At 68.0% G+C, this 21,035-nt stretch carries 20 protein-coding genes and 1 pseudogene; 9 read left to right on the top strand and 12 right to left on the bottom strand.

Annotation, left to right across the window (positions count from 1 at the left end; all coding sequences use genetic code 11):
- Window positions 1-4: 4 nt before the first annotated feature.
- From ABNQ38_RS19795 to ABNQ38_RS19750, 10 genes are all read right to left on the bottom strand, one after another.
- Window positions 5-2,008, bottom strand: coding sequence for a sensor histidine kinase (locus ABNQ38_RS19795; protein ID WP_377809853.1), 2,004 nt, complete (start codon window positions 2,006-2,008; stop codon window positions 5-7).
- Between the two features lie 199 nt (window positions 2,009-2,207).
- Complete coding sequence (locus ABNQ38_RS19790) at window positions 2,208-3,023, bottom strand: DODA-type extradiol aromatic ring-opening family dioxygenase (protein ID WP_377809852.1); 816 nt, start codon at window positions 3,021-3,023, stop codon at window positions 2,208-2,210.
- A 162-nt stretch (window positions 3,024-3,185) separates the two neighbouring features.
- Window positions 3,186-3,665 (bottom strand): F0F1 ATP synthase subunit B, encoded by a 480-nt coding sequence (locus ABNQ38_RS19785; protein ID WP_377809851.1) that lies wholly within the window; start codon window positions 3,663-3,665, stop codon window positions 3,186-3,188.
- Window positions 3,662-4,312, bottom strand: a complete 651-nt coding sequence (locus ABNQ38_RS19780; RefSeq protein ID WP_377809850.1) for an ATPase — start codon at window positions 4,310-4,312, stop codon at window positions 3,662-3,664. The genes ABNQ38_RS19785 and ABNQ38_RS19780 overlap by 4 nt, the downstream gene beginning before the upstream one ends.
- Before the next feature lie 94 nt (window positions 4,313-4,406).
- Window positions 4,407-4,631: an ATP synthase subunit C family protein gene (locus ABNQ38_RS19775; protein WP_012973363.1), complete on the bottom strand. Its 225-nt coding sequence runs from the start codon at window positions 4,629-4,631 to the stop codon at window positions 4,407-4,409.
- 78 nt (window positions 4,632-4,709) lie between these two features.
- A complete protein-coding gene (locus ABNQ38_RS19770; RefSeq protein WP_098740366.1) occupies window positions 4,710-5,453 on the bottom strand; it encodes a F0F1 ATP synthase subunit A in 744 nt (247 codons plus the stop codon).
- Window positions 5,454-5,465: 12 nt separating this feature from the next.
- Window positions 5,466-5,834, bottom strand: a complete 369-nt coding sequence (locus ABNQ38_RS19765) for an AtpZ/AtpI family protein (RefSeq protein WP_377809849.1) — start codon at window positions 5,832-5,834, stop codon at window positions 5,466-5,468.
- A gap of 252 nt (window positions 5,835-6,086) precedes the next feature.
- The gene (locus ABNQ38_RS19760; RefSeq protein WP_098740364.1) at window positions 6,087-6,701 is read right to left on the bottom strand and encodes an SCO family protein; all 615 of its coding nucleotides are present in this window, start codon (window positions 6,699-6,701) and stop codon (window positions 6,087-6,089) included.
- Window positions 6,702-6,787: 86 nt separating this feature from the next.
- On the bottom strand, window positions 6,788-9,010 hold the full coding sequence (locus ABNQ38_RS19755; protein WP_377809848.1) for a bacteriohemerythrin: 2,223 nt from the start codon (window positions 9,008-9,010) through the stop codon (window positions 6,788-6,790).
- 227 nt (window positions 9,011-9,237) lie between these two features.
- On the bottom strand, window positions 9,238-9,993 hold the full coding sequence (locus ABNQ38_RS19750; RefSeq protein WP_377809847.1) for a PhoH family protein: 756 nt from the start codon (window positions 9,991-9,993) through the stop codon (window positions 9,238-9,240).
- Between the two features lie 833 nt (window positions 9,994-10,826).
- Between ABNQ38_RS19750 and minC the strand changes: the two genes are divergently transcribed.
- The 8 genes and pseudogenes from minC (at window position 10,827) to dgcA (ending at window position 19,134) form a co-directional block, all read left to right on the top strand.
- Window positions 10,827-11,594, top strand: a complete 768-nt coding sequence (gene minC / locus ABNQ38_RS19745) for a septum site-determining protein MinC (RefSeq protein WP_377809846.1) — start codon at window positions 10,827-10,829, stop codon at window positions 11,592-11,594.
- A 94-nt stretch (window positions 11,595-11,688) separates the two neighbouring features.
- Window positions 11,689-12,504: a septum site-determining protein MinD gene (gene minD, locus ABNQ38_RS19740; RefSeq protein WP_014247062.1), complete on the top strand. Its 816-nt coding sequence runs from the start codon at window positions 11,689-11,691 to the stop codon at window positions 12,502-12,504.
- Window positions 12,501-12,749: pseudogene (gene minE / locus ABNQ38_RS19735) on the top strand (cell division topological specificity factor MinE); the annotation flags it as partial. The gene minD and the pseudogene minE, both read left to right, overlap by 4 nt.
- A gap of 403 nt (window positions 12,750-13,152) precedes the next feature.
- On the top strand, window positions 13,153-14,538 hold the full coding sequence (locus tag ABNQ38_RS19730) for a CRTAC1 family protein (RefSeq protein ID WP_377809845.1): 1,386 nt from the start codon (window positions 13,153-13,155) through the stop codon (window positions 14,536-14,538).
- A 230-nt stretch (window positions 14,539-14,768) separates the two neighbouring features.
- Entirely contained in the window at window positions 14,769-15,293 is a 525-nt protein-coding gene (locus tag ABNQ38_RS19725; RefSeq protein WP_109450527.1) for a PAS domain-containing protein, read from the top strand.
- Window positions 15,268-16,626 (top strand): methyl-accepting chemotaxis protein, encoded by a 1,359-nt coding sequence (locus ABNQ38_RS19720; RefSeq protein WP_377809844.1) that lies wholly within the window; start codon window positions 15,268-15,270, stop codon window positions 16,624-16,626. Before ABNQ38_RS19725 ends, ABNQ38_RS19720 begins: the two co-directional genes overlap by 26 nt.
- A gap of 378 nt (window positions 16,627-17,004) precedes the next feature.
- Window positions 17,005-18,051, top strand: coding sequence for a methyl-accepting chemotaxis protein (locus ABNQ38_RS19715; protein WP_377809843.1), 1,047 nt, complete (start codon window positions 17,005-17,007; stop codon window positions 18,049-18,051).
- Between the two features lie 90 nt (window positions 18,052-18,141).
- Window positions 18,142-19,134, top strand: coding sequence for an N-acetyl-D-Glu racemase DgcA (dgcA, locus tag ABNQ38_RS19710; protein WP_377809842.1), 993 nt, complete (start codon window positions 18,142-18,144; stop codon window positions 19,132-19,134).
- 28 nt (window positions 19,135-19,162) lie between these two features.
- Here the strand turns inward: dgcA and ABNQ38_RS19705 are convergent, their stop codons facing one another.
- Window positions 19,163-19,573, bottom strand: a complete 411-nt coding sequence (locus tag ABNQ38_RS19705) for a 4a-hydroxytetrahydrobiopterin dehydratase (protein WP_377809841.1) — start codon at window positions 19,571-19,573, stop codon at window positions 19,163-19,165.
- A 155-nt stretch (window positions 19,574-19,728) separates the two neighbouring features.
- Here ABNQ38_RS19705 and ABNQ38_RS19700 point away from each other — a divergent pair, with 155 nt between their 5' ends.
- The gene (locus ABNQ38_RS19700; protein ID WP_109450519.1) at window positions 19,729-20,334 is read left to right on the top strand and encodes a uracil-DNA glycosylase family protein; all 606 of its coding nucleotides are present in this window, start codon (window positions 19,729-19,731) and stop codon (window positions 20,332-20,334) included.
- A 20-nt stretch (window positions 20,335-20,354) separates the two neighbouring features.
- On the opposite strand, the gene ABNQ38_RS19695 is transcribed toward ABNQ38_RS19700, so the two are convergent.
- The gene (locus ABNQ38_RS19695) at window positions 20,355-21,014 is read right to left on the bottom strand and encodes a class I SAM-dependent methyltransferase (RefSeq protein ID WP_377809840.1); all 660 of its coding nucleotides are present in this window, start codon (window positions 21,012-21,014) and stop codon (window positions 20,355-20,357) included.
- Window positions 21,015-21,035: the final 21 nt, after the last annotated feature.

Raw genomic sequence — 21,035 nt, 5'->3', positions numbered from 1 at the left:
GGCCTTATGGGCCGATCTGTGTCATCGAGGTGGTGGTGGCCAGATGCCCGGCCGGCTTGAGGGCGGCGACCCGCAGCAGCGGCTTGGCATTGCCGACCGCCTCGACCTGAAGCGGGCGTTCTTCGGCCGGCGGTTCATAGACGGCGGGCAGGGCGATGGCGATGCGGGTGCCCAGGCCGGGCTCGCTCGCCACCTCGATGTCGCCGCCCAGCATGGCGGTGTAATGGCCGACCAGCGTCAGCCCCAGCCCGGCGCCGCGCGGCTTGCCCTGGCCGCGGGTCGCCACGGCTCCATTGCCGGCGCCCTGGACGAAGGGCTGGAACAGCCGGCCGGTCTGCGCGGTGGCAAAGCCGCGGCCGGTGTCGGCGACGGTGAAACGGTACCAGCGGGCGCCGTCGCGCTCCATCCGCTCGGCCGACAGGGTGACGGTGCCGTCCTGGGTGAACTTGCAGGCGTTGTCCAGCAGGTTCAGCAGCGTCTGCCGCACCTTGGTGAAATCCGAATGCATCTGGCCGAGCGCGGACGGCGCCGACAGCTCGAGCGCGTTGCCATAGAGATCGGCGGCCGGCATCGACCGCTCGCGCGCTTCGGTCAGCAGCCGGTTGACGTCGAAATCCTGCAAGCAGACATCCATTGCCCCGGCTTCGACCTTGGCATAATCGAGGATGGCGTCGACCAGACCGGTCAACTGCTCGCCGGTCCACTGGATGTGTTCGACGTCGGTCGCCAGCTCGTCGACGCCCAGCCGGTGCAGATCGGTCATCAGCGCCTGGGTCGCGTTGACGATCTCGGTCAGCGGACCGTGCAGTTCATGGCCCATGTTGACGAGGAAATCGCTCTTGGCCCGGCTGGCGGCGTCGGCCATCGCCTTCTCGCGCAGCAGGCGGGTGTGCTCGACCTCCGCCTCGCGGCGCTCGCGTTCGGTATCCTCGGCGGTGCAGCGCAGGGCCTCCACCGCGCGGGCCATCGTGGCGATCTCGTCCTGCCCGGTCAGCGCCGGCAGCGTCAGGTCGGTGCGGCCGGCGGCCAGCGCCGTCATCGCGGTCGCCATCGTCTTCACCGGACCGGCGACGCTGCGCTGGACAAGCCACAGCGCCACGAGCCCGGCCAACAGGACCAGCCCGCCGATCCACAGCGCGACGCTGGTGTAGCCCGACAAGCCGTTGGTCAGCGTGCCGCGCAGCGCCTGGGTTCCGGCCTCCGCCCGGCGGCGGATCTCGCCCAGATTGGCGGCGATGCCGGCGGCGTTGGCCGCCATCGCCTCGGCGCGCAGATTGTCCTCCTCGACCACCGAGCCTTCGATGGCGGACAGAACGCCGCCGGCCTTCGCCAGCAGGGCGGTGACCTCGTCGATCGACTGCTTGGTGCCGGGGACCCACAGATAGCGGTTCATCTCAGCCAGCCGATCCCGGGCGGCGGCAAGCTGGGTGCGCATCGCCTCCGCATCCTGCGGATCGCGGCGGTCGACGTAGCGGGTCAGATGCTCCTGCATCAGCAGGGTGGCGATGGCTGCATCGCTGGCGAGTGCGGTCGAATCGACGCCGCCGGCATTCTTGAGCTGGTCGAGCTTGCGGCGGGTTTCAGCGACCAACGGTTCCAGAACGCCGGTCATCTGGCCGTTGCGGTCGCTGCGCAGCGCGATCAGCTTCTGCACCGCCGCCCAGTAATCCTCCAGCGCGGCGCGGGCCTTGTCGACGCCCTGGCGATCCGCGGTTTCGACCACGGTCTTGGACAGCGCGTCGAGCCGGTCGCGCAGCGTGTCGTGCCGCCAGGAGGCGTCGAGAAGACTCTGGTCGTCGCCGTAGGTCAGATGGTCGCGCACGGCGACTTCCATGTCGCGCAGGCTGACGTCGGCGTCGGCTGCCACCTGCGACAGGTCGGCGCGGCCGGAGAAGGCGCCGATGTCGCGCGACACCGCGTAGAACCAGCCGAGCCCGACCAGGGCCAGCAGGACCACCAGCCCGAGGGCGATGCCGAAGCCAGCGCCCACCCGCGCCGACACGGTCATATCGCGGAATCGGGTCCGGCGGCCGCTCCGGGACAGAATGCCGTTCCGCTTCACACCGACTCCCGCTCGCGCTGTGCCTGACGATTCCCGCATCCGACCGGCCACAACCATTGAGCGGGCCGGTCGCCGCGCGCGCGGATTGTAGCTTGGCTATCCCCCCAGGCAAACAGACAAGTGTGCGACGGAGTACCGCCAAAGGTCAGGCGGCATCGGCCTCTGCGTCAGCCCCGGCCTCGATTTGCGCGCTGGTGAAGGCGTAGGCGTGCATGCCCAGGCTGCCGTGTTCGAAGCCGGCATGCAGCCGTTCGGTCTTCGGCCGCGGCCCGGCGGCCCCCAGCGCCACCGGCAGCGGCAGGAAATGCTCGTCGGTCGGGTGGGCGCGGCGGGCGTCCGGGCTGGCGTCCAGCCAATTGCCAACTGCATCGGCGTCGCCGGCCTCCAGCGTCCTGTCCAGCCAGCCGGCGAAGCCTGTGGCCCAGGGGGCGGCGCTGTTGCCGCCGAAGCGGAACTCCCGCAGGTTATGGACGGCGCCGCCGCTGGCGAGGATCAGGACGCCGTCGCGCCGCAGCGGCTCCAGCAGGCGGCCGAGCGCGATGTGGTCGGCGGCGCTGCGGTGGGGCATCACCGACAGCTGCGCCACCGGGATGTCGGCCTCCGGATACATCAGCATCAGCGGCACCCAGGCGCCATGGTCGAGCCCCTGCGACGGATCGACCACGGCACCGGTAATCTCCGCCACCCGGGCGGCCAGCGCCGGAGCGCCGGGAGCGGCATAGCGCATGCGGTAGAGTTCGTCCGGGAAGCCATAGAAATCGTGGATGGTCTCGGGCGCCGTCGCCCCGCTGACCGCCGGCACCCGCGTGGTCCAATGGGCGGAGACCGCCAGGATGGCGCTCGGCCGGCCGAGCTTGCGGCCCAGCCCGGCGAGGAAATCGCGGCCGGCGCTGGTCTCTAGGATCAGCGTGGGGGCGCCGTGGGAAACGAAGACGGAGGGGAAGGGGGCGGTGTCGGACATCGGTGAACGGAACTCCGGCCGGGCGATGGGGGAGGGCGGTGGAGAATTACGGGGCCGTTCCATTCGACCAAAGAAAAACCCCGGCGCCAAGGCCGGGGTTTTTCTAAAGTCCGTTGCTCACGCCGCAACAATCGATGCGACGGAGCTGGGTAGGCGTACCGATCAGTGCAGGTGCTTCGGCAGTTCGCCGATCGACTGCTCGATCAGCTTGTCGGCCTGGGCCGGGGGCAGGCCGCCGGCCAGGACGCGCCGGCTGGCGCCGATGGCGACGTCGACGGTCAGGTTGCGGACCTCGGCCAACGCCGCGGCTTCCGCCTGGGCGATGCGGTCCATGGCCTGGGCCTCGCGACGCTTCAGCGACGCTTCCAGGTCGGAACCGGCCTGAGCCTGCAGACGGGCGGCTTCCTCACGGGCGTGGGCCAGGAGAGCCTCCGCATCCTTCCGGGCGTCGGCCAGACGGCTCTGGTAGCCGTTCAGCAGGGCCTGGGCGTCCTTGTGAAGACGCTCGGCCTCGTCCAGTTCGGAGCGGATGCGCTCGGCGCGGCCGTCCAGAGCGGTGCCGATGGTGGCGGACGCCTTCTTCCAGACCAGGGCCATGAAGATGACGAAGGCGACGAAGACCCAAAATTCAGGTGCGTTCATCCCCGGCGCTCCTCAAGCACGGCCGCGACGGCGGCGTCCGCCTGGGCCTGATCGACGTCGACGCCGGCCAGACGGCCGGTGATGTCGCGAACGATGCCGGCCGACTCGGCGCGGATGTTGGCCAGGGCCTGTTCCTTCGCCGCGGCGATGGAGGCCTCGGCGGTGCGCAGGCGTTCGGTGATGTCGGCGTTCAGCTGGGCCTGACGGGCCTGATTGTTCGCCTCGATCCCGGCGGCGGCCTGGGCGATGACGCCCTGTGCCTCGGCGCGGGCGCCGGCGAGGGACTTCTCGACCTGGGCCAGGATGGCCTCGGCCTCTTCCTTCAGCTGGGCGGCCTTCGCCAGATCGCGCGAGATGCGCTCCTGACGCGCTTCCAGAACCTCGGCCACGCGCGGGAGCGCCTTCTTGGACATGAGGTAGTAGAGAACGCCGAAGGTCAGAGCCAGCCAGAAGATCTGGGTCGGGAAATTGGCGGGATTGAGCTGCGGCAGGCCGCCGGAAGCGTGCTCGCCGCCGTGCGCCGCGTTCGGAGCGTGCTCCGCCGCGGCCGCCAGGACGGTGCCGGCCATCGTGGTGAGGGTAGCGAGCGAAGCGCCCGCCACGCCCGACCAGCGGGCCAGCCGGCCTTTGGCCAACAGGTTCGGCATGATCGGTCCCCCTAGGCAAAGGAGCGGCGCCGAAACTTCGATGAAGAAGCCCGGCGCCGCGTCAGAGCTGTTTTTTTTGAAAGCCGCTCTGGCCTTAGGCGAACAGGATCAGGAAGGCGATCAGCAGGGCGAACAGCGCGACGGCTTCCGTCAGCGCGAAGCCCAGAATGCCGATCGGGAAGACCTTCGGCTGGACGGCCGGGTTGCGGGCGATCGAGCCGATCAGCGTCGAGAAGATGTTGCCGATACCCAGGCCGACACCGGCGAGGGCGATAACGGCAAGACCGGCACCGATGAACTTGGCGGCTTGAGGATCCATAGTACTCTCTTCCTCTAGGTAAGGGTGAACTTGTTGGAACTGTTGGTGGACTTAGGTCCGACGACTGTCAGGCGCTGCTTAGTGCAGTTCCAGGGCGTCGCGGATGTACAGGCAGGTCAGGATCGAGAAGACGTAGGCTTGCAGGAAAGCCACCAGGAACTCGAAACCGGTCAGGGCGACGTTGATCGCCAGCGGGATGAGGCCGGTGACGAAGCCCAGCGCGCCGAGACCGCTGATCATCATGACCGTGAAGCCGGCAAAGACCTTCAGCATCGTGTGACCGGCCATCATGTTGGCGAACAGTCGGATCGAGAGGCTGACGGGGCGCATCACGTAGGAGATCACCTCGATCGGGATGAGGATCGGGGCGAGCGCGATCGGAGCGCCATGCGGCATGAAGAAGGAGAAGAAGTGCAGGCCATGCTTCAGCAGGGCCAGGATGGTCACGAACACGAACACCGTCGCCGCCAGCGCGAACGTCACGATGATGTGGCTGGTGAAGGTGAAGGTGTACGGGATCATGCCGATCATGTTGCCGATCAGCACGAACATGAAGATCGAGAACACGAACGGGAAATAGGGCTTGGCGTCGTGGCCGGCGTTGTCGCGCACCAGATTCGCGACGAACTCGTAGAACATCTCGGCCAGCGACTGCAGACGGCCCGGAACCATCGACTTGTTCGCCACGCCCATGACCAGCAGGGCGTAGATCGCCGCCACGGCCACGACCATGAAGAAGGCCGAGTTCGTGAAGGACACGTCGTAGCCGCCGAGCACGATCTGGAACAACGGGTTGATTTGGAACTGGTGCAGCGGATCCAAGGTCGTCCTCGCTCAGTGTGCGTCGCCGTCTTGGCGCTCGTTATCGTCCCCAGGGGGCCGGCGGTAGCCGGCGGCGATGCCGAAGCCGGTGACGGCCCGGTAGACGTTCAGCACTCCCGCCGCAGACCCCAGGAAGAACATGACGATCAGTCCCCAGGGCGCGGTGCCGAGCCAGCGATCGAGCAGAAGCCCGCCGCCGACGCCGACGATCATGGCGGCAACCAACTCCGTCCCGATGCGCCAGGCGGTGCCGAGAGCGCCCTGCGGCGGACGGTGGTATTTACTACCGGGTCCGCCCGACCAGCCGCGTTGTCCCTCACGCGCCTTCCGCAACCGGGCTTCGAGGTCATCCAAGGGATCGGGGGGCGATTTGTCGGTCATTCCGCCTCTCAATCACGCTTGGCTCGCAGCCATGCGAAAGCGGCGAGACCATACGGTCGGGGCGTTACCCTGTCAAGTCGCAAAACCTGTGGTGTAAGTCATTGAAAAGAATAGAAAAGAGCGGAAAAGTCATCGTTTTTGCCGCGCTGCGGCGCGTTGTCCCGCTCCAGCATGCGAAAAAACCCGGTGGTATGACCGCTTTTCAGGGTTTTTTCGCCGCTTTTCACCCGGTCCGCGGCCGGTCCGCCCCCCTCAGCCCGCGATGCGCCCGGACAGATCCTGCACGATCTTGTCGGCACCGGTGCCGCCCGGATACACCCCGACGAATTTCCCGTCGGGACCCATCAGGTAAATAAAGCTAGAGTGATCCATCAGGTACTCGTCCGGTTTTCCGTCCTTTTGCGGCGCCTTGGCATAATAGACGCGGTAGGCGCGCGCGGCGTCCCGGACCTGCTCCGGCGTGCCGGTCAACCCGACCATCCGCGGGTGGAACAGCGCCACATAGTCCTTCATGTGCGCCACAGTGTCGCGGTCCGGGTCGATTGTGATGAAAACCGGCCGGACCTGCTCCGCTTTCGGCCCCAGCTGGTCGAGCGCCTGGGTCATCACCCCCAGTTCGGTCGGACAGACGTCGGGGCAATAGGTATAGCCGAAATAGATCAGCATATACTTGCCGCGGAAGTCGGCGTCCGTGACCGTCTTGCCCTGATGGTCAGTCAGGGTGAAGGGACCGCCGATGGGAACGGCGGACTTCGTGCCGCTCTCCACCGTGGTGGTGGCGCTGCGCACCTGCCACCAGGCGATACCGGCGGACACGGCGATGGCGAGGACGGAGGCGGCGGCGATGCGCAGGAGTCGTGTCTTCATGGTCCGTCAGGAATGGGGCTGCCCGCCGCCCAGGTCAAGAGGTGAGGTCAAGAGACGAGGCATCATCGCGTAGCGTCCCGTGCCGCTCAGGCCGCACGCGCAGCGACAGTTCCGCCCTGTGCCCCGCTCTTTGCCGCCAGATGCTCGCCGATGCGTTTGTCGGCGCGCTGGATGTGCTCGAACAGCCATTCGCGCACCAGCGCCAGCAGTTCGTCCGCCACGGAGTCGCCGGCGTCCAGGCGGCGGCGCAACTCACCGGCACGGGCACGCAGAGCCTCGTGCTGCGCCTTGTGGGCCCTGGCATCGGGATAGCCGCACCGCTCCATCAGCCGTTCCTCCTCCTCGAAATGCAGGGCGGTGTAAGCGAGGAGCCGACCAACGGCATCGCCCGGCGCCTGGGCCGACGCCCGGCGGTCGCCGCCGCTCCGGCCGGCCTGTCCGGCCAGGGATGCCGCTTCGTTCATCAAGGCGATCAGAGTCATGTGGTCGGTGTCGATGCCCTCCTCGCCCACCACCAGGGCATCGGTCCAGGGCATGAAGATCGCGGACCCTTCCGAGTTTCCGGCCGAATCTCCGCGGGACGGCGTGTTGTGCAGATCGGCGAGCGGGGCGGCGTTGATCGCCCCGACATTGACCAGGAAGGAATCGACCATGCCGCGCAGTCCCTGAGCCTGCCGCGACAGCCCGCCCGCGGCGTCGAGCAGGGCGTCGGCCGACCGTTCGGTCTCGCGGGCGGCGTCGGACACGGCGTCGATGCTGGTGGAGACCTGACGGGTGCCATCCGCCGCCTCGCCGGCGCTGCGAGCGATCTCGCCGGTTGCCGCACCCTGCTGCTGGACCGCGGCGGCGATGGAGGTGCCGATCTCGTCGCTGCGGGCGACGATGGAGCCGATCTCGCGGATCGCCGTCACCGCGGCGCGCGTGGCCTCCTGCACGTCGGCGATGTGGCGGGCGATCTCCTCGGTCGCCTTGGCGGTCTGGTTGGCCAGGGTCTTCACCTCGCCCGCTACCACGGCGAATCCCTTGCCCATCTCGCCGGCGCGGGCGGCCTCGATGGTGGCATTGAGGGCCAGCAGGTTGGTCTGGCCGGCGATGCCGGCGATCAGGTCGGCCACCTCGCCGATCTTCTGGGCGGCCTGGCCAAGCCCGTCGATCCGCTCGCCCGCCTTGTGCGACGCCTCCACCGCCTGGGTGGAGATGGTCGAGGAGGTCACCACCTGCTCGCCGATCACCGCGATCGAGCCGGTCAGCTGCTCCGCCGCCGAGGCGACGGTCTGCACGCTGCTGGACGCCTGCTGCGATGCGCTGGCGACGGAGGTCGCCTCGCGCCGGTTGCGGTCGGCGGTTGCGGACAGGGCGCGGGCGGTGGTTTCCAGCGTGGCGACGGCGGCGCCGACGGTGCGGATCGTCTCGGCGATGGTGGCGTCGAAGCGGTCGGTCAGGCGCTTCAGGGCACCGGCGCGCTGTTCGGTGACCCGATGCTCGATCTTCTGCCGTTCCCAGTGTCGGGCGAGGTCGATCTGCTGGACGCGGAAGATCTCGACGGTGCGGGCCATGACGCCGATCTCGTCGCCGCGGCCCAGCCCGGGAACCGCGACCGCGCTGTCGCCGCCGGCCAGATCCTCCATGACGCGGCCCAGCCCGTCCAGCGGCCGGACGATGGCCCGGCTGACCAGCAGGGCCAGCAGCACGGCGGCCAGCCCGATCAGCAGCCCGGTTCCGGCCAGCCGCAGCGTGGCCTCGCGGAACGCAACGTCGACATCGTCGATGTAGATGCCGGAGCCGATCAGCCAGCCCCAGGGGGCGAAGCCCTTGACGTAGGACAGCTTCGCCACCGGTTGCGCCGACCCCGGCTTCGGCCAGAGATAGTCGACGAATCCGGCGCCCTCGGCCTTCACCACCCGGACGAACTCCTGGAACAGCAGCTTGCCGTTGGGATCGGCGTTGCGCGACACGTCGGTGCCGTCCAGTTCCGGCTTGATCGGGTGCATGATCATGCGCAGCGCGAGGTCGGTGATGAAGAAATACTCCTCGCCGTCGTGCCGCAGGGACTTCAGCGCCGCCTTGGCCTGCGTCTGGGCCTGGACGCGGGGCAGGGTGCCGGCGCGTTCCTGCGCCTCGAAATGGGCGATCAGGCTGTGGGCGACCTCGACGACGTTGCGGGTCTTGTCCTGGCGGTCGGCCATCATCTCGGCCCGCAGGCTCATCAGGCTGACCGCGGCGACCAGGGCCAGCCCAAGGCCGGCTGCGGCCAGGATCAGGGCGATCTTGCCCTTGATGCTGATGCGTTCGAACAAGGCAACGGTCACGGCGGCGGTCCCCTCCGGCAACGAAACGGGGATATCCCCAAATTTTTCAGGACTTTTGCCGTGCCGCAGCCGAAGGTCAAGATTATTGTTCGTGTATCCTATGTTCTGCTCAACGAAATGTCATAATTGCAACCATAGCAGGGTGTGTCCGGCGAACTCAGCCGATACGGCTCGCACGAGGAGCGGCGACCGCTCCTCGCACGCAAGCCGCCGCTGAATTATGCCGCTCAGAGCACCGTCAGCATGCTGGCGACCAGCGGATGGCGGACGATGTCCTTTTCGGTCAGTCGGGCGACGGCGATGCCCTCCACCGCCTCCAGCCGGCGGGCGATATCGGCCAGCCCGGACAGATTGTCCAGCAGGTCGGTCTGGTCGGGGTCGCCGGTCACAACCATGGTGGAATGCCAGCCCAGCCGGGTCAGCAGCATCTTGATCTGGGCATAGGTGCAGTTCTGCGCCTCGTCGATCACCACGAAGGCGTTGTTCAGGGTGCGGCCGCGCATGTAGCCGACCGGGGCGATCTCGATGGTGCCGTCGGCCATCATGGTACGCAGCCGCTTGGAGCCCAGACGGTCGGTCAGCGCGTCGTAGAGCGGGCGCAGGAAGGGCGCCATCTTCTCGTGCATGTCGCCGGGCAGGTAGCCGATGCTCTCCCCCGCCTCGATGGCCGGGCGGGACAGGACGATGCGGTCGACGCTGCCCGATTCCAGGGCCTCCACCGCCGACGAGATGGCGATGTAGGTCTTGCCGGTCCCCGCCGGGCCCAGCGCCACCACCAGATTGTGCGTCTTGATGGCGTCCATCAGGAGCTTCTGGTTGGGGTTCTGCGGCTTCACCTTGCGGAGATAGCTCTGGTCGCGGCGATCCTCGCTCCCACCGAGCGGGTCCCAGCCGAAGGCGGCGGGGGCGTTCATACCGGGGAACAGCGGGTGGACGGTGGAGTCGCCCGCGTCAGCGATGCCTTTGCTCGAACGCTTGGCCATGTCGCATCTCCTCGAATGGTGGGGGTGGAGCCGATTTCCGCAAGCAAGACGTCTGGGCACAAAAAAACCTCCCGCAGGGGGAGGTTCGACCGGTCGCATGGGTGCGTGCTGATGAGTGCTTCGCCGGGGGCTGCTGCCGGGCGCCGTGCCGGATCCCAACATGCCGAATTCGGACATGCCCGATCCGGACATACGGCTGCGGGCCGACTGGGAGGGTGTTCGGTGGGCGAAGCAAGGTGCAAGAGAACCTCGTCGTCGTTGGAAGCCACGCAACCTGACTGTACCGCTCATAACGCGCCGCGTCAGGCAAAATTGCGGCCGACGCAAAATATTCATACCAGATGTGGTGTGGGTGCCGCAGGAAAGCCGCCAGAGCGGGTTTGGTAACCCTTTCCGCCGAGCCGGTCCGGCCGGTGGCTTAGCCTTCCGACTGAGACGGCCGAAAGGCTTTGCCGCTGCCGCGGGCTTTCATTACTATGGTCGACCACGGGGGAAATCGAAAGACATGTTGCAACCCTGGCCTGTCCCCTTCCGGGGCGGGCTGCGATCTCAGGTCGTCGTGCCTGACGTCCCCGGACGTCGTGGCCGCCGATGGCCGGAGACGGCGGGTGTTTGCCGAAGGGCAGGCGGCGGCACGGCTTCGGATTGTCACCCGTGCCGGCGGGGAATCTCTTGAATCCGACCGGTGTGGACGGCTAGAAGGCGCTGATTGGCTGGCTCGATGCCGGGACTGCGCAACGGCGGTTCCGGGGCGGGACCGGGCACTCGGGTGAGCCGGATGCGGTGAACCCGATGCACGGCACGGGACGGCAGGAACGAACGGGAAGGCTACGGTGAGCAGCGCCAGTCAGGTCGCCGAACGGGATGTGCCGTTCCAGTTGCGTGGCAACTCCTTCACCATGATGGTGCTGAAGGTTTTCGCCCCGACATCGCCGAATTTCTTCACCCAGCTGAACGTCAAGGTGCGGCAGGCGCCCAACTTCTTCCACAACGCGCCGGTCGTGCTGGACTTCGACGATCTGCCGGAAAGCATCGTCTTCGATCTGGGCGCCTTCGTGGCGCAGGTGCAGGCGCTGCATCTGCTGCCGGTCGGCTTCCAGGGAGGGCCGCAACCGGTGCGCGAGGCGGCGATGGCCGTCGGGCTGACGCCGATGCCGTCGGGCCGCGCCGCCAAGCTGGAAGAGGTGGTGAAGGCTCCCGATCCGCGCCAGTTGGATCAGCAGAGCCCGATCCCGGCGCCGCAGGTGCTGATCGAGGTCGTCCACCGTCCGACGCAGGTGGTGACGGAGCCGGTGCGCTCCGGCATGCGGGTCTATGCCGAGAAGACCGACCTGATCGTCACCAGTTCCGTTTCTCCGGGGGCGGAGCTGCTGGCCGACGGCAACATCCATGTCTATGGCGCGCTGCGCGGCCGGGCGCTGGCCGGTTTCTCCGGCGACACCAACGCCCGTATCTTCTGCCACAGCCTGGAGGCCGAAGTGCTATCGGTCGCAGGCAATTATCGCGTCAGCGAAGACATCGGCAGTGACTTTTATAAGAAAGCCGTGCAGGTTTTCCTGCGCGACGGCGTCCTCAGCATGGATCTGCTGAAGACCGCCTGAGGAGTGTAGCGGCGGAATCTTGTCCGGAGGCGGCAATCTTCGGACGGTGTTCGGTATCGGTGACGGCAACTTTGGGATTATGGGAGAGGCTCCGTTGAGCAAGATCATCGTCATGACCTCCGGCAAGGGCGGTGTCGGCAAGACGACCTCGTCCGCGGCCTTTGCAACCGGGCTGGCGCTTCGCGGCTTCAAGACGGTCGTCATCGATTTCGACGTTGGCCTGCGCAACCTGGACCTGGTGATGGGTTGCGAGCGCCGGGTGGTCTTCGACTTCATCAACGTCATCAACGGCGAAGCGAAGCTGAACCAGGCGCTGATCAAGGACAAGCGGATCGAGAACCTCTACATCCTCCCGACCTCGCAGACGCGCGACAAGGACGCGCTGACCCGCGAGGGCGTGGAGAAGGTGCTGAACGAACTGTCCAAGGACTTCGACTACATCCTGTGCGACAGCCCGGCCGGCATCGAGCGCGGCGCCCTGATGTCGCTCTATTTCGCCGACCACGCGATCATCGTCACCAACCCGGAAGTCTCGTCGGTGCGCGACAGCGACCGCATCCTGGGCGTGCTGAACTCGCGCTCCCGCCGGGCGGAGCAGGGGCTGGAGCCGGTGACGCAGCAGCTGCTGCTGACCCGCTACGACCCGGAGCGCGTCGAGAAGGGCGAGATGCTGAAGGTCGACGACGTGCTGGAGATCCTGGCGATCCCGCTGCTCGGCGTCATTCCGGAAAGCCAGGCTGTGCTGCGCGCCTCCAACGTCGGCATGCCGGTGATCCTGGACGAGGTTTCCAACGCCGGTCTGGCCTATTCGGATGCGGTCGGCCGCTTCCTGGGCGAAGACATCGAACACCGCTTCGTCACCCCCCAGAAGAAGGGCCTGTTCAGCCGGCTCCTGCGGAGGAGCGCATGAGCATCTTCAACTTCTTCCGCGCGGCCCCCCGCGCGTCGGCCGTCCAGGCCAAGGAGCGTCTGCAGATCGTCATGGCGCACGAGCGCGCCGGGCGCAGCGGCCCCGACTATCTGCCGATGCTCCAGCAGGAACTGCTGGCGGTCATCGCCAAATACGTCAACATCGACGAGAACAAGGTCGAGGTGAAGCTGGACCGCGGCGGCGACTGCTCGACGCTGGAGGTCAATATCGAGCTTCCGGCGCGCGAGCAGGCCAAGGCCGCCGCGGCGGCCAAGCCGGCGGAGAAGTCGGCCGGCAACGACGCCGGCGCGGCCAAGCGCCCAGCCGGCGGCGCCGTCGGCAATGGCGGCGCGAAGAAGCGCATCTGAAGCCAACCCGTCGTTCGAACGGTTCAAGCCCCTCCGGCGTCCTCACGCCGGAGGGGTTTTTCGTTCCGGGCCGGGCGCCGTCCGCCGCGGATTCGGGATGCGGCATCGGACATAGGCCGTCCCTGATCCTCCGTCCGGGTTTACGGCCGGGCGGGGACGGGGTATCAACAGGGATACGCCGCACGAAAGCCCAATGGCTCCAAAGGTCTGTCCTGAACGGCCTTCCTTGAACGGACAGTTGGGCGACGGGGTGGACCGACCACGGGACAAGAGGCTGCCGATGTTCCTCGATTGCTCGTCGCTGATCGCCGAGAACCCGCCGCGGCCGTCGAACGGGATTGCGGTCACGGACATCGACGGCGACGGCGCCTTCGAGCTGGTCGTGGCCGGCTACCGCTCCGCCAATCTCGTCCTGAAATGGGTCGATGGCCGTCTGGTCGACATCGCCAACCCGCTGCTCGCCGATCCCGCCGGCCCGGCGCTGGGGCTGGCCGCCGCCGACATCGACGGCGATGGGCGGGAGGAGCTGTACATCGTCAATTCCGACCGCGCCACCGGAGCCAAGGACATGGCCGACCGGCTGTTCGCCTGCTTCGGCAATCATTGGCTCGACCTGTTCGCGCAGGCCGAAAATGCCGGGGCGGCCAACCACACCGCCGCGGGCGCGGTGGCGGCGATCGACCGCTGGGGCCATGGCCGCTATGGCTTCCTGGTGGCGACCGACGGCGGTCCCTTGCGCCTGTACGAGCTGACCCGGCGCGGCCGGCTGGAGGATGGCGCGGAGGAGGCGGGGCTCGACTCCATCGGTGCCGCGCGCGGCGTCACGGTTCTGCCCATCGTGTCCGATCATATGGATGTGGTGACGGTCAACGACGGCGGTCCCAACCAGCTGTTCCGCAACCTGGGCGACGGCAATTTCGAGGAGATCGCCGAGGAGCGCGGCATCGCCGATTCGCGTCCGTCCGGCCGTGCGGTCGCGGCGCTGGATGTCGATGGCGACGGGCTGTTCGATCTGGTCGTCGGCACCTGGGACGGGGCGCAGCGCCATTTCCACCAGCGCATGGGCGGCGCCTTCGTCGAATCGGCCGGGGCCGACCTGTCGATGCCCGGCCGCATCTTCACCGTCGTCGCCGCCGATTTCGACAATGACGGCTATGAGGAGCTGTTCTTCCACGCCCATGGCGAGCCCAACCGCCTGTTCGGCTGGCGCAACGACCAGTGGCAGGAGCTGGAGCTTGGCGACGCGGCCGAGCCGAAGGGGCTGGGCACCGGTGCGGTCGCGGCCGACATCGACGGCGACGGGCGCCTGGAGCTGGTGCTGGCGCACGGCGACAGCCATGGCGTCCACGACGGAGCGGGGCAGCCGCTGTCCATCTACCGCCCGGCGGCCTCCAACAATGGCTGGCTGCGTGTCCAGCCGCTGACCCCCTTCGGTGCTCCGGCCCGCGGCGCGGTCGTCATCCTGACCGCCGGCGGCCGGCGCCAGCGCCGGGCGGTCTGCGCCGGGTCCGGCTATCTGTGCCAGGGCGAACCGGTCGCCCATTTCGGGCTGGGGCCGCTGCACGAGGTGGAGCAGGTCGAGGTGCGCTGGCCCGACGGCACCGTGGTGACGGTGGACAACCCGCCGGCCGACCGGTCGCTGACTGTGCCCTATCCGCCGGAATGAGCGGAATTTCATCCATCCGGATGATGGTCACCCAAATATTTCGGCCTCGCAATGGGTAGGGTCTTTCCTGTCGCCTTCCGTCACATTAGAGTGCATTTCGTTGCGGCTCCCGTATTGCGGGATATCGTGCGGCATGCCGATCCGGACATATTCCGTTCCTGCCGCCGAAACCTGCTGCAATCGGGCGCTTGAGACCGTGCGGGTTTGGGAAGCGGGAGACCGGAAGGCACATGGCACGACGCGACGTCCCCCTGACGGGGGTGGAACGCTTCTTCGACCCGGATGAAGTCATCGTCTCCAAAACCGACCTGAAGGGGCGGATCACCTACGCGAACCGGGTGTTCCAGCGGGTCGCCGGCTATGACGAGGCCGACCTGATGGGGGCGCCCCATTCCATCGTCCGCCATCCGGACATGCCGCGCTGCGTCTTCAAGCTGCTGTGGGACACGCTGGCGGCGGGGAAGGAGATCTTCGCCTATGTGGTCAACCGTGCCCGCAACGGCGACCATTACTGGGTCTTCGCCCATGTCACCCCCAGTTTCGACGCCGAAGGGCGGGTGATCGGCTACCATTCCTCCCGCCGGGTGCCGGAACGGGCGGCCCTGGACAAGGTCATCCCGCTCTACCGCCAGCTTCTGGACATCGAGAACAGCCATGCCGACCGCAAGCAGGGGATGGAGGCGGGCTTCGCCGCCGTCCTCGCCCTGCTGGCGGAGAAGGGGATCGGGTATGACGAATTCGTCTTCTCCCTCTAAGCCGTCCTCCTCTGGGCCGTCCTCGTCCGGGTCATCGTCGCTGGCGCGGGCCGGCGGGCTGGCCGTGCTGGCTGGCGTGGCACTGGCGGCGCTGCTGGCTGCCGATCTGCTGCAAATGGGCGGGCTGGCTCTGCGCGCCGGTCTGGCGGTGGCCGGTCTGGCGGCGCTGGGCGGGGCGCTGCTGTTCCTGCGCCGTGCCGGCGCGGCAGTCGATCGGCTGACGCGGGTGAACCGCGCCGTCGCCGCCGGAGATTTCGAGGCGCGGGTGATTGGCATCCGCGAGGGCGGGGCGCTGGGTGAGCTGATGCACGCCACCAACGACGCCATCGATCGCACCGACGCCTTCGTGCGCGAGGCGACCGCCTCGATGCATGCGGTGTCGGAACACAAGTATTTCCGCCGCATCGTGCTGCGCGGCATGCAGGGCGGCTTCCTGCACGCCAGCCGCACCATCAATGCGGCGACGGAGAGCATCTCGCAGAAGGTTGCCGGCTTCGCCGGCGTGACCCAGCGTTTCGAAGGCCAGATCCAGAGCGTGTGCAGCGAGGTTGCCGATACCGCCCACCGGTTGGAGGTCTCCGCCCGGACCATGGAGACGGACGCGACACAGGCCACCGGCAAGGCGTCGTCGGTCGCGGCCTCCGCCGCGCAGACCGGCAGCAATGTCGGCAGTGTCGCCGCCGCGACGGAGGAGCTGTCCGCCTCCATCGCCGACATCTCCCGCCAGATCGGCGATGTCGCCCGTGTCGCCGAGACCGCGGTCGGCGAGGCCGAACGCTCCAACGCGCTGGTCGGCACCCTGTCCGGTGCGGCGCGCACGGTCGGCGACGTCGTCACCCTGATCAACGACATCGCCAGCCAGACCAACCTGTTGGCCCTGAACGCCACCATCGAGGCGGCGCGTGCCGGCGAGGCGGGCAAGGGCTTTGCCGTGGTGGCGCAGGAGGTGAAGCGGCTGGCCGATCAGACCGCCAAGGCCACCGGCGACATCGCCGCGCAGATCTCGGCCATCCAGTCCTCCACCGACGAGGCGGTGACCTCCATCGTCGGCATCGGCCACACCATCCAGTCGATCAACCGGATCGCCGCCGGCATCAGTGCCGGGATCGAGCAGCAGGGCTCCGCCGTGCGCGAGATCGTCGTGAACATGGAGCAGGCCGCCGCCGGCACCCGCGCGGTGTCCGACGACATCCGCGACGTCACCGACGCCGCCGGCCGCACCAGCGGCACCGCGCACGAGGTGTTCGCGGCATCGGGGCGCATGGCCGCGGAGGCGGACCGCCTGACCCGGGAAGTCCAGCATTTCCTGGACGAGATGCACCGCGTCGCCTGAGGGGGATGCTGCGGTGCATCGGTGCGCGCCGCATCAACTGCCCGGCGAATGTGCACGGAATGTGGATGGCCTTTTTGCAATGCGGAATTGATCTGGCGTTTGGCGGCACGGATAAGAATTTTTATTGCGAATTCGTGGCAAATTCGTGTTACGTCTCCGCAACAAGACTGCCGCGCCTATGGCAAGTTCGCAACCTGTTGAGCAACCGGACGCCAGTATGCCTGCTGTTTCAGCAGCTTAACCTTAAGCTAACCCTGATGAGACAGGTGACGGACTGTCGGCTGCGGCCAAGTGCCGCGGAATCCGTGAGGGCAGGCCGCTTACGGAGCGCCGGTGACCGTTGGCACGGCTTTTGATTTGGAGACTGCAGGGACGGTCATGACGGGGGACAAGACGATGAGCATGGCGGGCACCGATCTGTTCGAGCTGTCGCGTGGCGTGCTGGATGTTGCGTCGAAGAAGGTGTCCTTGATCGAGGACATCACCCGGCGCACCAAGATGCTGGCCATGAACGCCCTGATCGAGGCGGCACGGGCCGGCGACGCCGGGCGCGGCTTCGCCGTCGTCGCCAACGAGGTGTCGGAGATCTCGACCCAGGTCAACAGCATCACCAAGGAACTGCGGTCGGAAATCGTCGCCCGCGTCGATCACCTGACCACCACCGGCAGCGCCATGGTGCAGGAGATGCACGGCAAGCGGCTGGCCGACCTCTCGCTGAACATGATCGAGATCATCGACCGCAACCTGTATGAGCGGTCCTGCGACGTGCGCTGGTGGGCGACCGACAGCGCGGTGGTCGATTGCGCCGCCGATCCGACGGAGGAGGCGCGCCGCCATGCCTCGCGCCGGCTGGGCGTGATCCTGGAATCTTACACCGTCTATCTCGACCTCTGGATCGCCGACCGCAACGGCACCGTCATCGCCAACGGCCGGCCCGACCGCTATCCCGGCGCGCGCGGCGCCAACGTGTCGGACGAGCCGTGGTTCCGCCAGGCGCTGGCCACCCGCAACGGTGGCGAGTTCACCGTCGGCGACGTCGCCCGCAACCGCAGCCTGGACGACCGCGTCGTCGCCACCTACGCCACCGCCATCCGCCGCGACGGCGAGGCAGACGGCGACGCCATCGGCGTGCTCGGCATCTTCTTCGACTGGGAGCCGCAGGCCGCCGCGGTGGTCGAGGGTGTGCGGCTGGAGGCCGGCGAGCGCGAGAAGTCGCGGTGCCTGCTGCTCGACGCCCGCCATCGCATCATCGCATCCTCCGACGGCCGCGGCATGCTGACCGAGACGGTGCCGCTGCGTCGCGCCGCCGGCACCATGGGCCATTACATCGACGACAAGAACCGTCTGGTCGGCTACGCCCTGACGCCGGGTTACGAGACCTACAAGGGGCTGGGCTGGTACGGCGTCATCCTTCAGGAACGCTGAGGCCGCCAAGCCGTTCGCTTCAAGCCTGTCGCCTTATGGGACGGGGCCGGGATACACTCCCGGCCCTGTTCCGTTTCGGGGTTGCAGAGCATGTCCGCCCAACAGCTGACCGTCCGTCGCGAGAGTTTCCCCATCCGCGGCGCCTTCCGCATCTCGCGCGGGGCCAAGACCGAAGCCGCGGTGGTGGTGGCGGAGGTGACTGACGGTCCCCACCGCGGCCGCGGTGAATGCGTGCCCTACGCCCGCTATGGCGAAAGCGTCGACGGGGTCGCCGCCGCGCTGGAGGCGATGGCCGGTGTGGTTGCCGGCGGTCTCGACCGCGTGGCGCTGGGCCGGCTGATGCCGCCGGGTGCCGCCCGCAACGCGCTGGACTGTGCGCTGTGGGACCTGGAGGCCAAGCGCGGCGGCGTGCCGGCCTGGACACTCGCCGGGTTGGCCCAGCCGCCGGGGCCGCTCGTCACCTGCTACACGCTGAGCGTCGACGAGCCCGCCGCGATGGCCGCCGCGGCGCGGGAACGGGCGCCGCGTCATCCGCTGCTGAAGATGAAGCTGACGGGAGAGGGCGATCTCGACCGTGTCGCCGCCGTCCGTGCCGCCGCTCCCGCCGCCCGGCTGGTGGTCGACGCTAACGAGGGCTGGACGCTGGAGCAGCTGCACAGCTTTGCCCCGGTGCTGGCCGGGCTGGGCGTCGAGATGATCGAGCAGCCGCTGCCCGCCGGCCAGGACGAGGCGTTGCGCGGGGTCGATTGTCCGGTGCCGCTCGGCGCCGACGAATCCTGCCACGGGCTGGAATCGCTGGAGCGGTTGAGCGGGCTGTATCGGGTGGTGAACGTCAAGCTGGACAAGACCGGCGGCCTGACCGAGGCGCTGGCGATGACCGCCGCCGCCCACGCCATGGGCTTCGAGGTGATGGTCGGCTGCATGGTGGCGACGTCGCTGGCGATGGCGCCGGCCATGCTGGTGGGGCAGGGGGCGCGCTATGTCGACCTCGACGGCCCGCTGCTGCTCGCCCGCGACCGCGAGCCGGGGCTGGTCTATGACGGCGCGGTGGTGCAGCCGCCGGACGCGGAGTTGTGGGGGTAGGGCAAGGCCTTGCCCCCACCCGTGCTCCTCACGCCCCCTGCACATAGGGCGGCGGCGGGGTCCCGACCGATGCCGGCACATAGGGCGCGTCGGCCAGCCCGTTGACCTTCGCCGCCATGACGAAGTCGTTTTCGTGCAAGCCCTTGATCTTGTGGGTCCAGAAGGCGACGGAGCAGTGGCCCCAGCCGTAACGGATCTCCGCATGGTGGCCTTCCGCCTCGCACAGGTTGCCCACCTGATTGGCGAAGGCCTGGGCCTGGGCGAAGTCGGGGAATTTGAAGTCGCGCTCGATGCGGTCGGGGCCTTCCTTCAGGACCCAGCCCGGCACCTGCACCAGATAGGAGGCGGCCATCGCGCGGTCCATCGGCGGAATCCCGCCGCGGCAGGGTTCGCAGGTCTTGGCCGCGAGTTCCTGCGTCGTCGGCGCCTGTGGTGTCATCCCGGTCTCTCCCCTGTTGGTGGCCTTGGCTGGTGGTCTGCGCTAGAAGCGTACCGGCTAGAAGCTTGGGTTCCGGGCGGTGCTTCGGCAAGTCCGGCGCCCTATCTGCGCTCTCGCGATGCACTTTTGCCAGATGCACTATTGGAACCGATCCGATGACAGACCTGCGCACCGACATGCCTTTCGCCGACTACCAGTATCCGACCAAGCCGGTGGACGGGCCGCGGCTCGCCATCGTCGGCGAGGCGCCGGGGGCAGAGGAGGCGCGGCAGGGCACCCCCTTCGTCGGGCGCAGCGGCAAGCTGCTGGACGAATCGCTGGCCGCCGTCGGCATCGAGCGGGCGGAATGTCTCGTCGCCAACGTCTTCCGCTACCAGCCGCCCGGCAACAAGGTGGGGCACTTCTTCTCTTCGCGCGCCCGCGCCCGCAAGGAGGGGCGGGAGATCGACGAGAGCTGGGGCGCCTTCGGCACGTCGGACCGGCTGCTCGCCGAGTTCGCCGGCGAGATCGAGCATCTGCGTGCCACCCTGGCCGACTACCGCCCGTCGGTGATCGTGGCGCTCGGCCGGACGCCCACCTGGGCGTTGACCGGGGAGAACGGCATCCTGCAACTGCGCGGCACGGTGCTGCCCTGCCGCCTGCTGGATGGGGTTGAGGTGGTGCCGACCTTCCACCCCAGCTATCTGCTGCGCGGCCAGCTGGTGGAGCAGCCGACCTTCCTGGCCGACCTGCGGCTGGCCGTGTCGCGTCTCAATCGTTAGTAGGGATCAGGCGTTAGGCATCAAGCGTCAGGCAACAGGCGCCAGATGGCGGTTTCGCGCGCCTCCCGGTCCTCCAGCTCCAGCGAGGTCGGGACGGTGTAGGCCGCCAGCTTCTCGATGCCGCTTGCCGGGAAATAGGCGCGGCCGGGATCGCCCAGCAGCACCAGCGTTCCGGTGGCGGCGATCCCGCGCAGCCATGCGGTGACCCGCTCCGCCATCGGCCGCTCGTAACAGACGTCGCCGGCCAGGACCACGTCGATGCCCGGCAGCGGCCGGCCGACCAGATCGGCGCTGACCGGCTTGACCTCCACCCCGTTGGCTTCGGCGTTCAGCGCGATGGCGGCCAGCGAGAAGCGGTCAATGTCGCAGGACTGGACCCGCGCCGCCCCCGCCTTCATCGCGGCGATGCCGACCAGCCCGGTGCCTGCGGCAAAATCGAGCACCGACCTGCCGGCCACCAGCTCCGGCCGGTCGAGCACCAGCCGCGCCACAGCCTGTCCCCCCGGCCAAGCGAAAGCCCAGTATGGCGGTGGCAAATTCGTGGCGGCCAAGGTCTCCTCGGTTGCCTGCCAGAGTGGAGTGACTTCAGTGGCAAGATGAAGCTGGATTTCCGGCAACAGCAGCGTGGTCGTCAGCGTCGTGTTATCGCGGACGAAATCTGGCGGGGATGCATTGTTCATACGAGGTTTCCCAAGGGGCTC

The sequence above is a fragment of the Azospirillum sp. A29 genome (genome assembly GCF_042604625.1).
In the GTDB taxonomy this organism is placed as follows: domain Bacteria; phylum Pseudomonadota; class Alphaproteobacteria; order Azospirillales; family Azospirillaceae; genus Azospirillum; species Azospirillum palustre.
This window is presented reverse-complemented; position numbering and strand designations above follow the sequence as displayed.

What these genes read in the sequence shown, in the direction of transcription:
- ABNQ38_RS19795 (WP_377809853.1), bottom strand. Translation starts at nt 2,008, where the DNA reads ATGACCGTGTCGGCGCGGGTGGGCGCTGGCTTCGGCATCGCCCTCGGG.
- ABNQ38_RS19790 (WP_377809852.1), bottom strand. Translation starts at nt 3,023, where the DNA reads ATGTCCGACACCGCCCCCTTCCCCTCCGTCTTCGTTTCCCACGGCGCC.
- ABNQ38_RS19785 (WP_377809851.1), bottom strand. Translation starts at nt 3,665, where the DNA reads ATGAACGCACCTGAATTTTGGGTCTTCGTCGCCTTCGTCATCTTCATG.
- ABNQ38_RS19780 (WP_377809850.1), bottom strand. Translation starts at nt 4,312, where the DNA reads ATGCCGAACCTGTTGGCCAAAGGCCGGCTGGCCCGCTGGTCGGGCGTG.
- ABNQ38_RS19775 (WP_012973363.1), bottom strand. Translation starts at nt 4,631, where the DNA reads ATGGATCCTCAAGCCGCCAAGTTCATCGGTGCCGGTCTTGCCGTTATC.
- ABNQ38_RS19765 (WP_377809849.1), bottom strand. Translation starts at nt 5,834, where the DNA reads ATGACCGACAAATCGCCCCCCGATCCCTTGGATGACCTCGAAGCCCGG.
- ABNQ38_RS19760 (WP_098740364.1), bottom strand. Translation starts at nt 6,701, where the DNA reads ATGAAGACACGACTCCTGCGCATCGCCGCCGCCTCCGTCCTCGCCATC.
- ABNQ38_RS19750 (WP_377809847.1), bottom strand. Translation starts at nt 9,993, where the DNA reads ATGGCCAAGCGTTCGAGCAAAGGCATCGCTGACGCGGGCGACTCCACC.
- ABNQ38_RS19730 (WP_377809845.1), top strand. Translation starts at nt 13,153, where the DNA reads ATGTTCCTCGATTGCTCGTCGCTGATCGCCGAGAACCCGCCGCGGCCG.
- ABNQ38_RS19725 (WP_109450527.1), top strand. Translation starts at nt 14,769, where the DNA reads ATGGCACGACGCGACGTCCCCCTGACGGGGGTGGAACGCTTCTTCGAC.
- ABNQ38_RS19720 (WP_377809844.1), top strand. Translation starts at nt 15,268, where the DNA reads ATGACGAATTCGTCTTCTCCCTCTAAGCCGTCCTCCTCTGGGCCGTCC.
- ABNQ38_RS19715 (WP_377809843.1), top strand. Translation starts at nt 17,005, where the DNA reads ATGACGGGGGACAAGACGATGAGCATGGCGGGCACCGATCTGTTCGAG.
- dgcA (WP_377809842.1), top strand. Translation starts at nt 18,142, where the DNA reads ATGTCCGCCCAACAGCTGACCGTCCGTCGCGAGAGTTTCCCCATCCGC.
- ABNQ38_RS19705 (WP_377809841.1), bottom strand. Translation starts at nt 19,573, where the DNA reads ATGACACCACAGGCGCCGACGACGCAGGAACTCGCGGCCAAGACCTGC.
- ABNQ38_RS19700 (WP_109450519.1), top strand. Translation starts at nt 19,729, where the DNA reads ATGACAGACCTGCGCACCGACATGCCTTTCGCCGACTACCAGTATCCG.
- ABNQ38_RS19695 (WP_377809840.1), bottom strand. Translation starts at nt 21,014, where the DNA reads ATGAACAATGCATCCCCGCCAGATTTCGTCCGCGATAACACGACGCTG.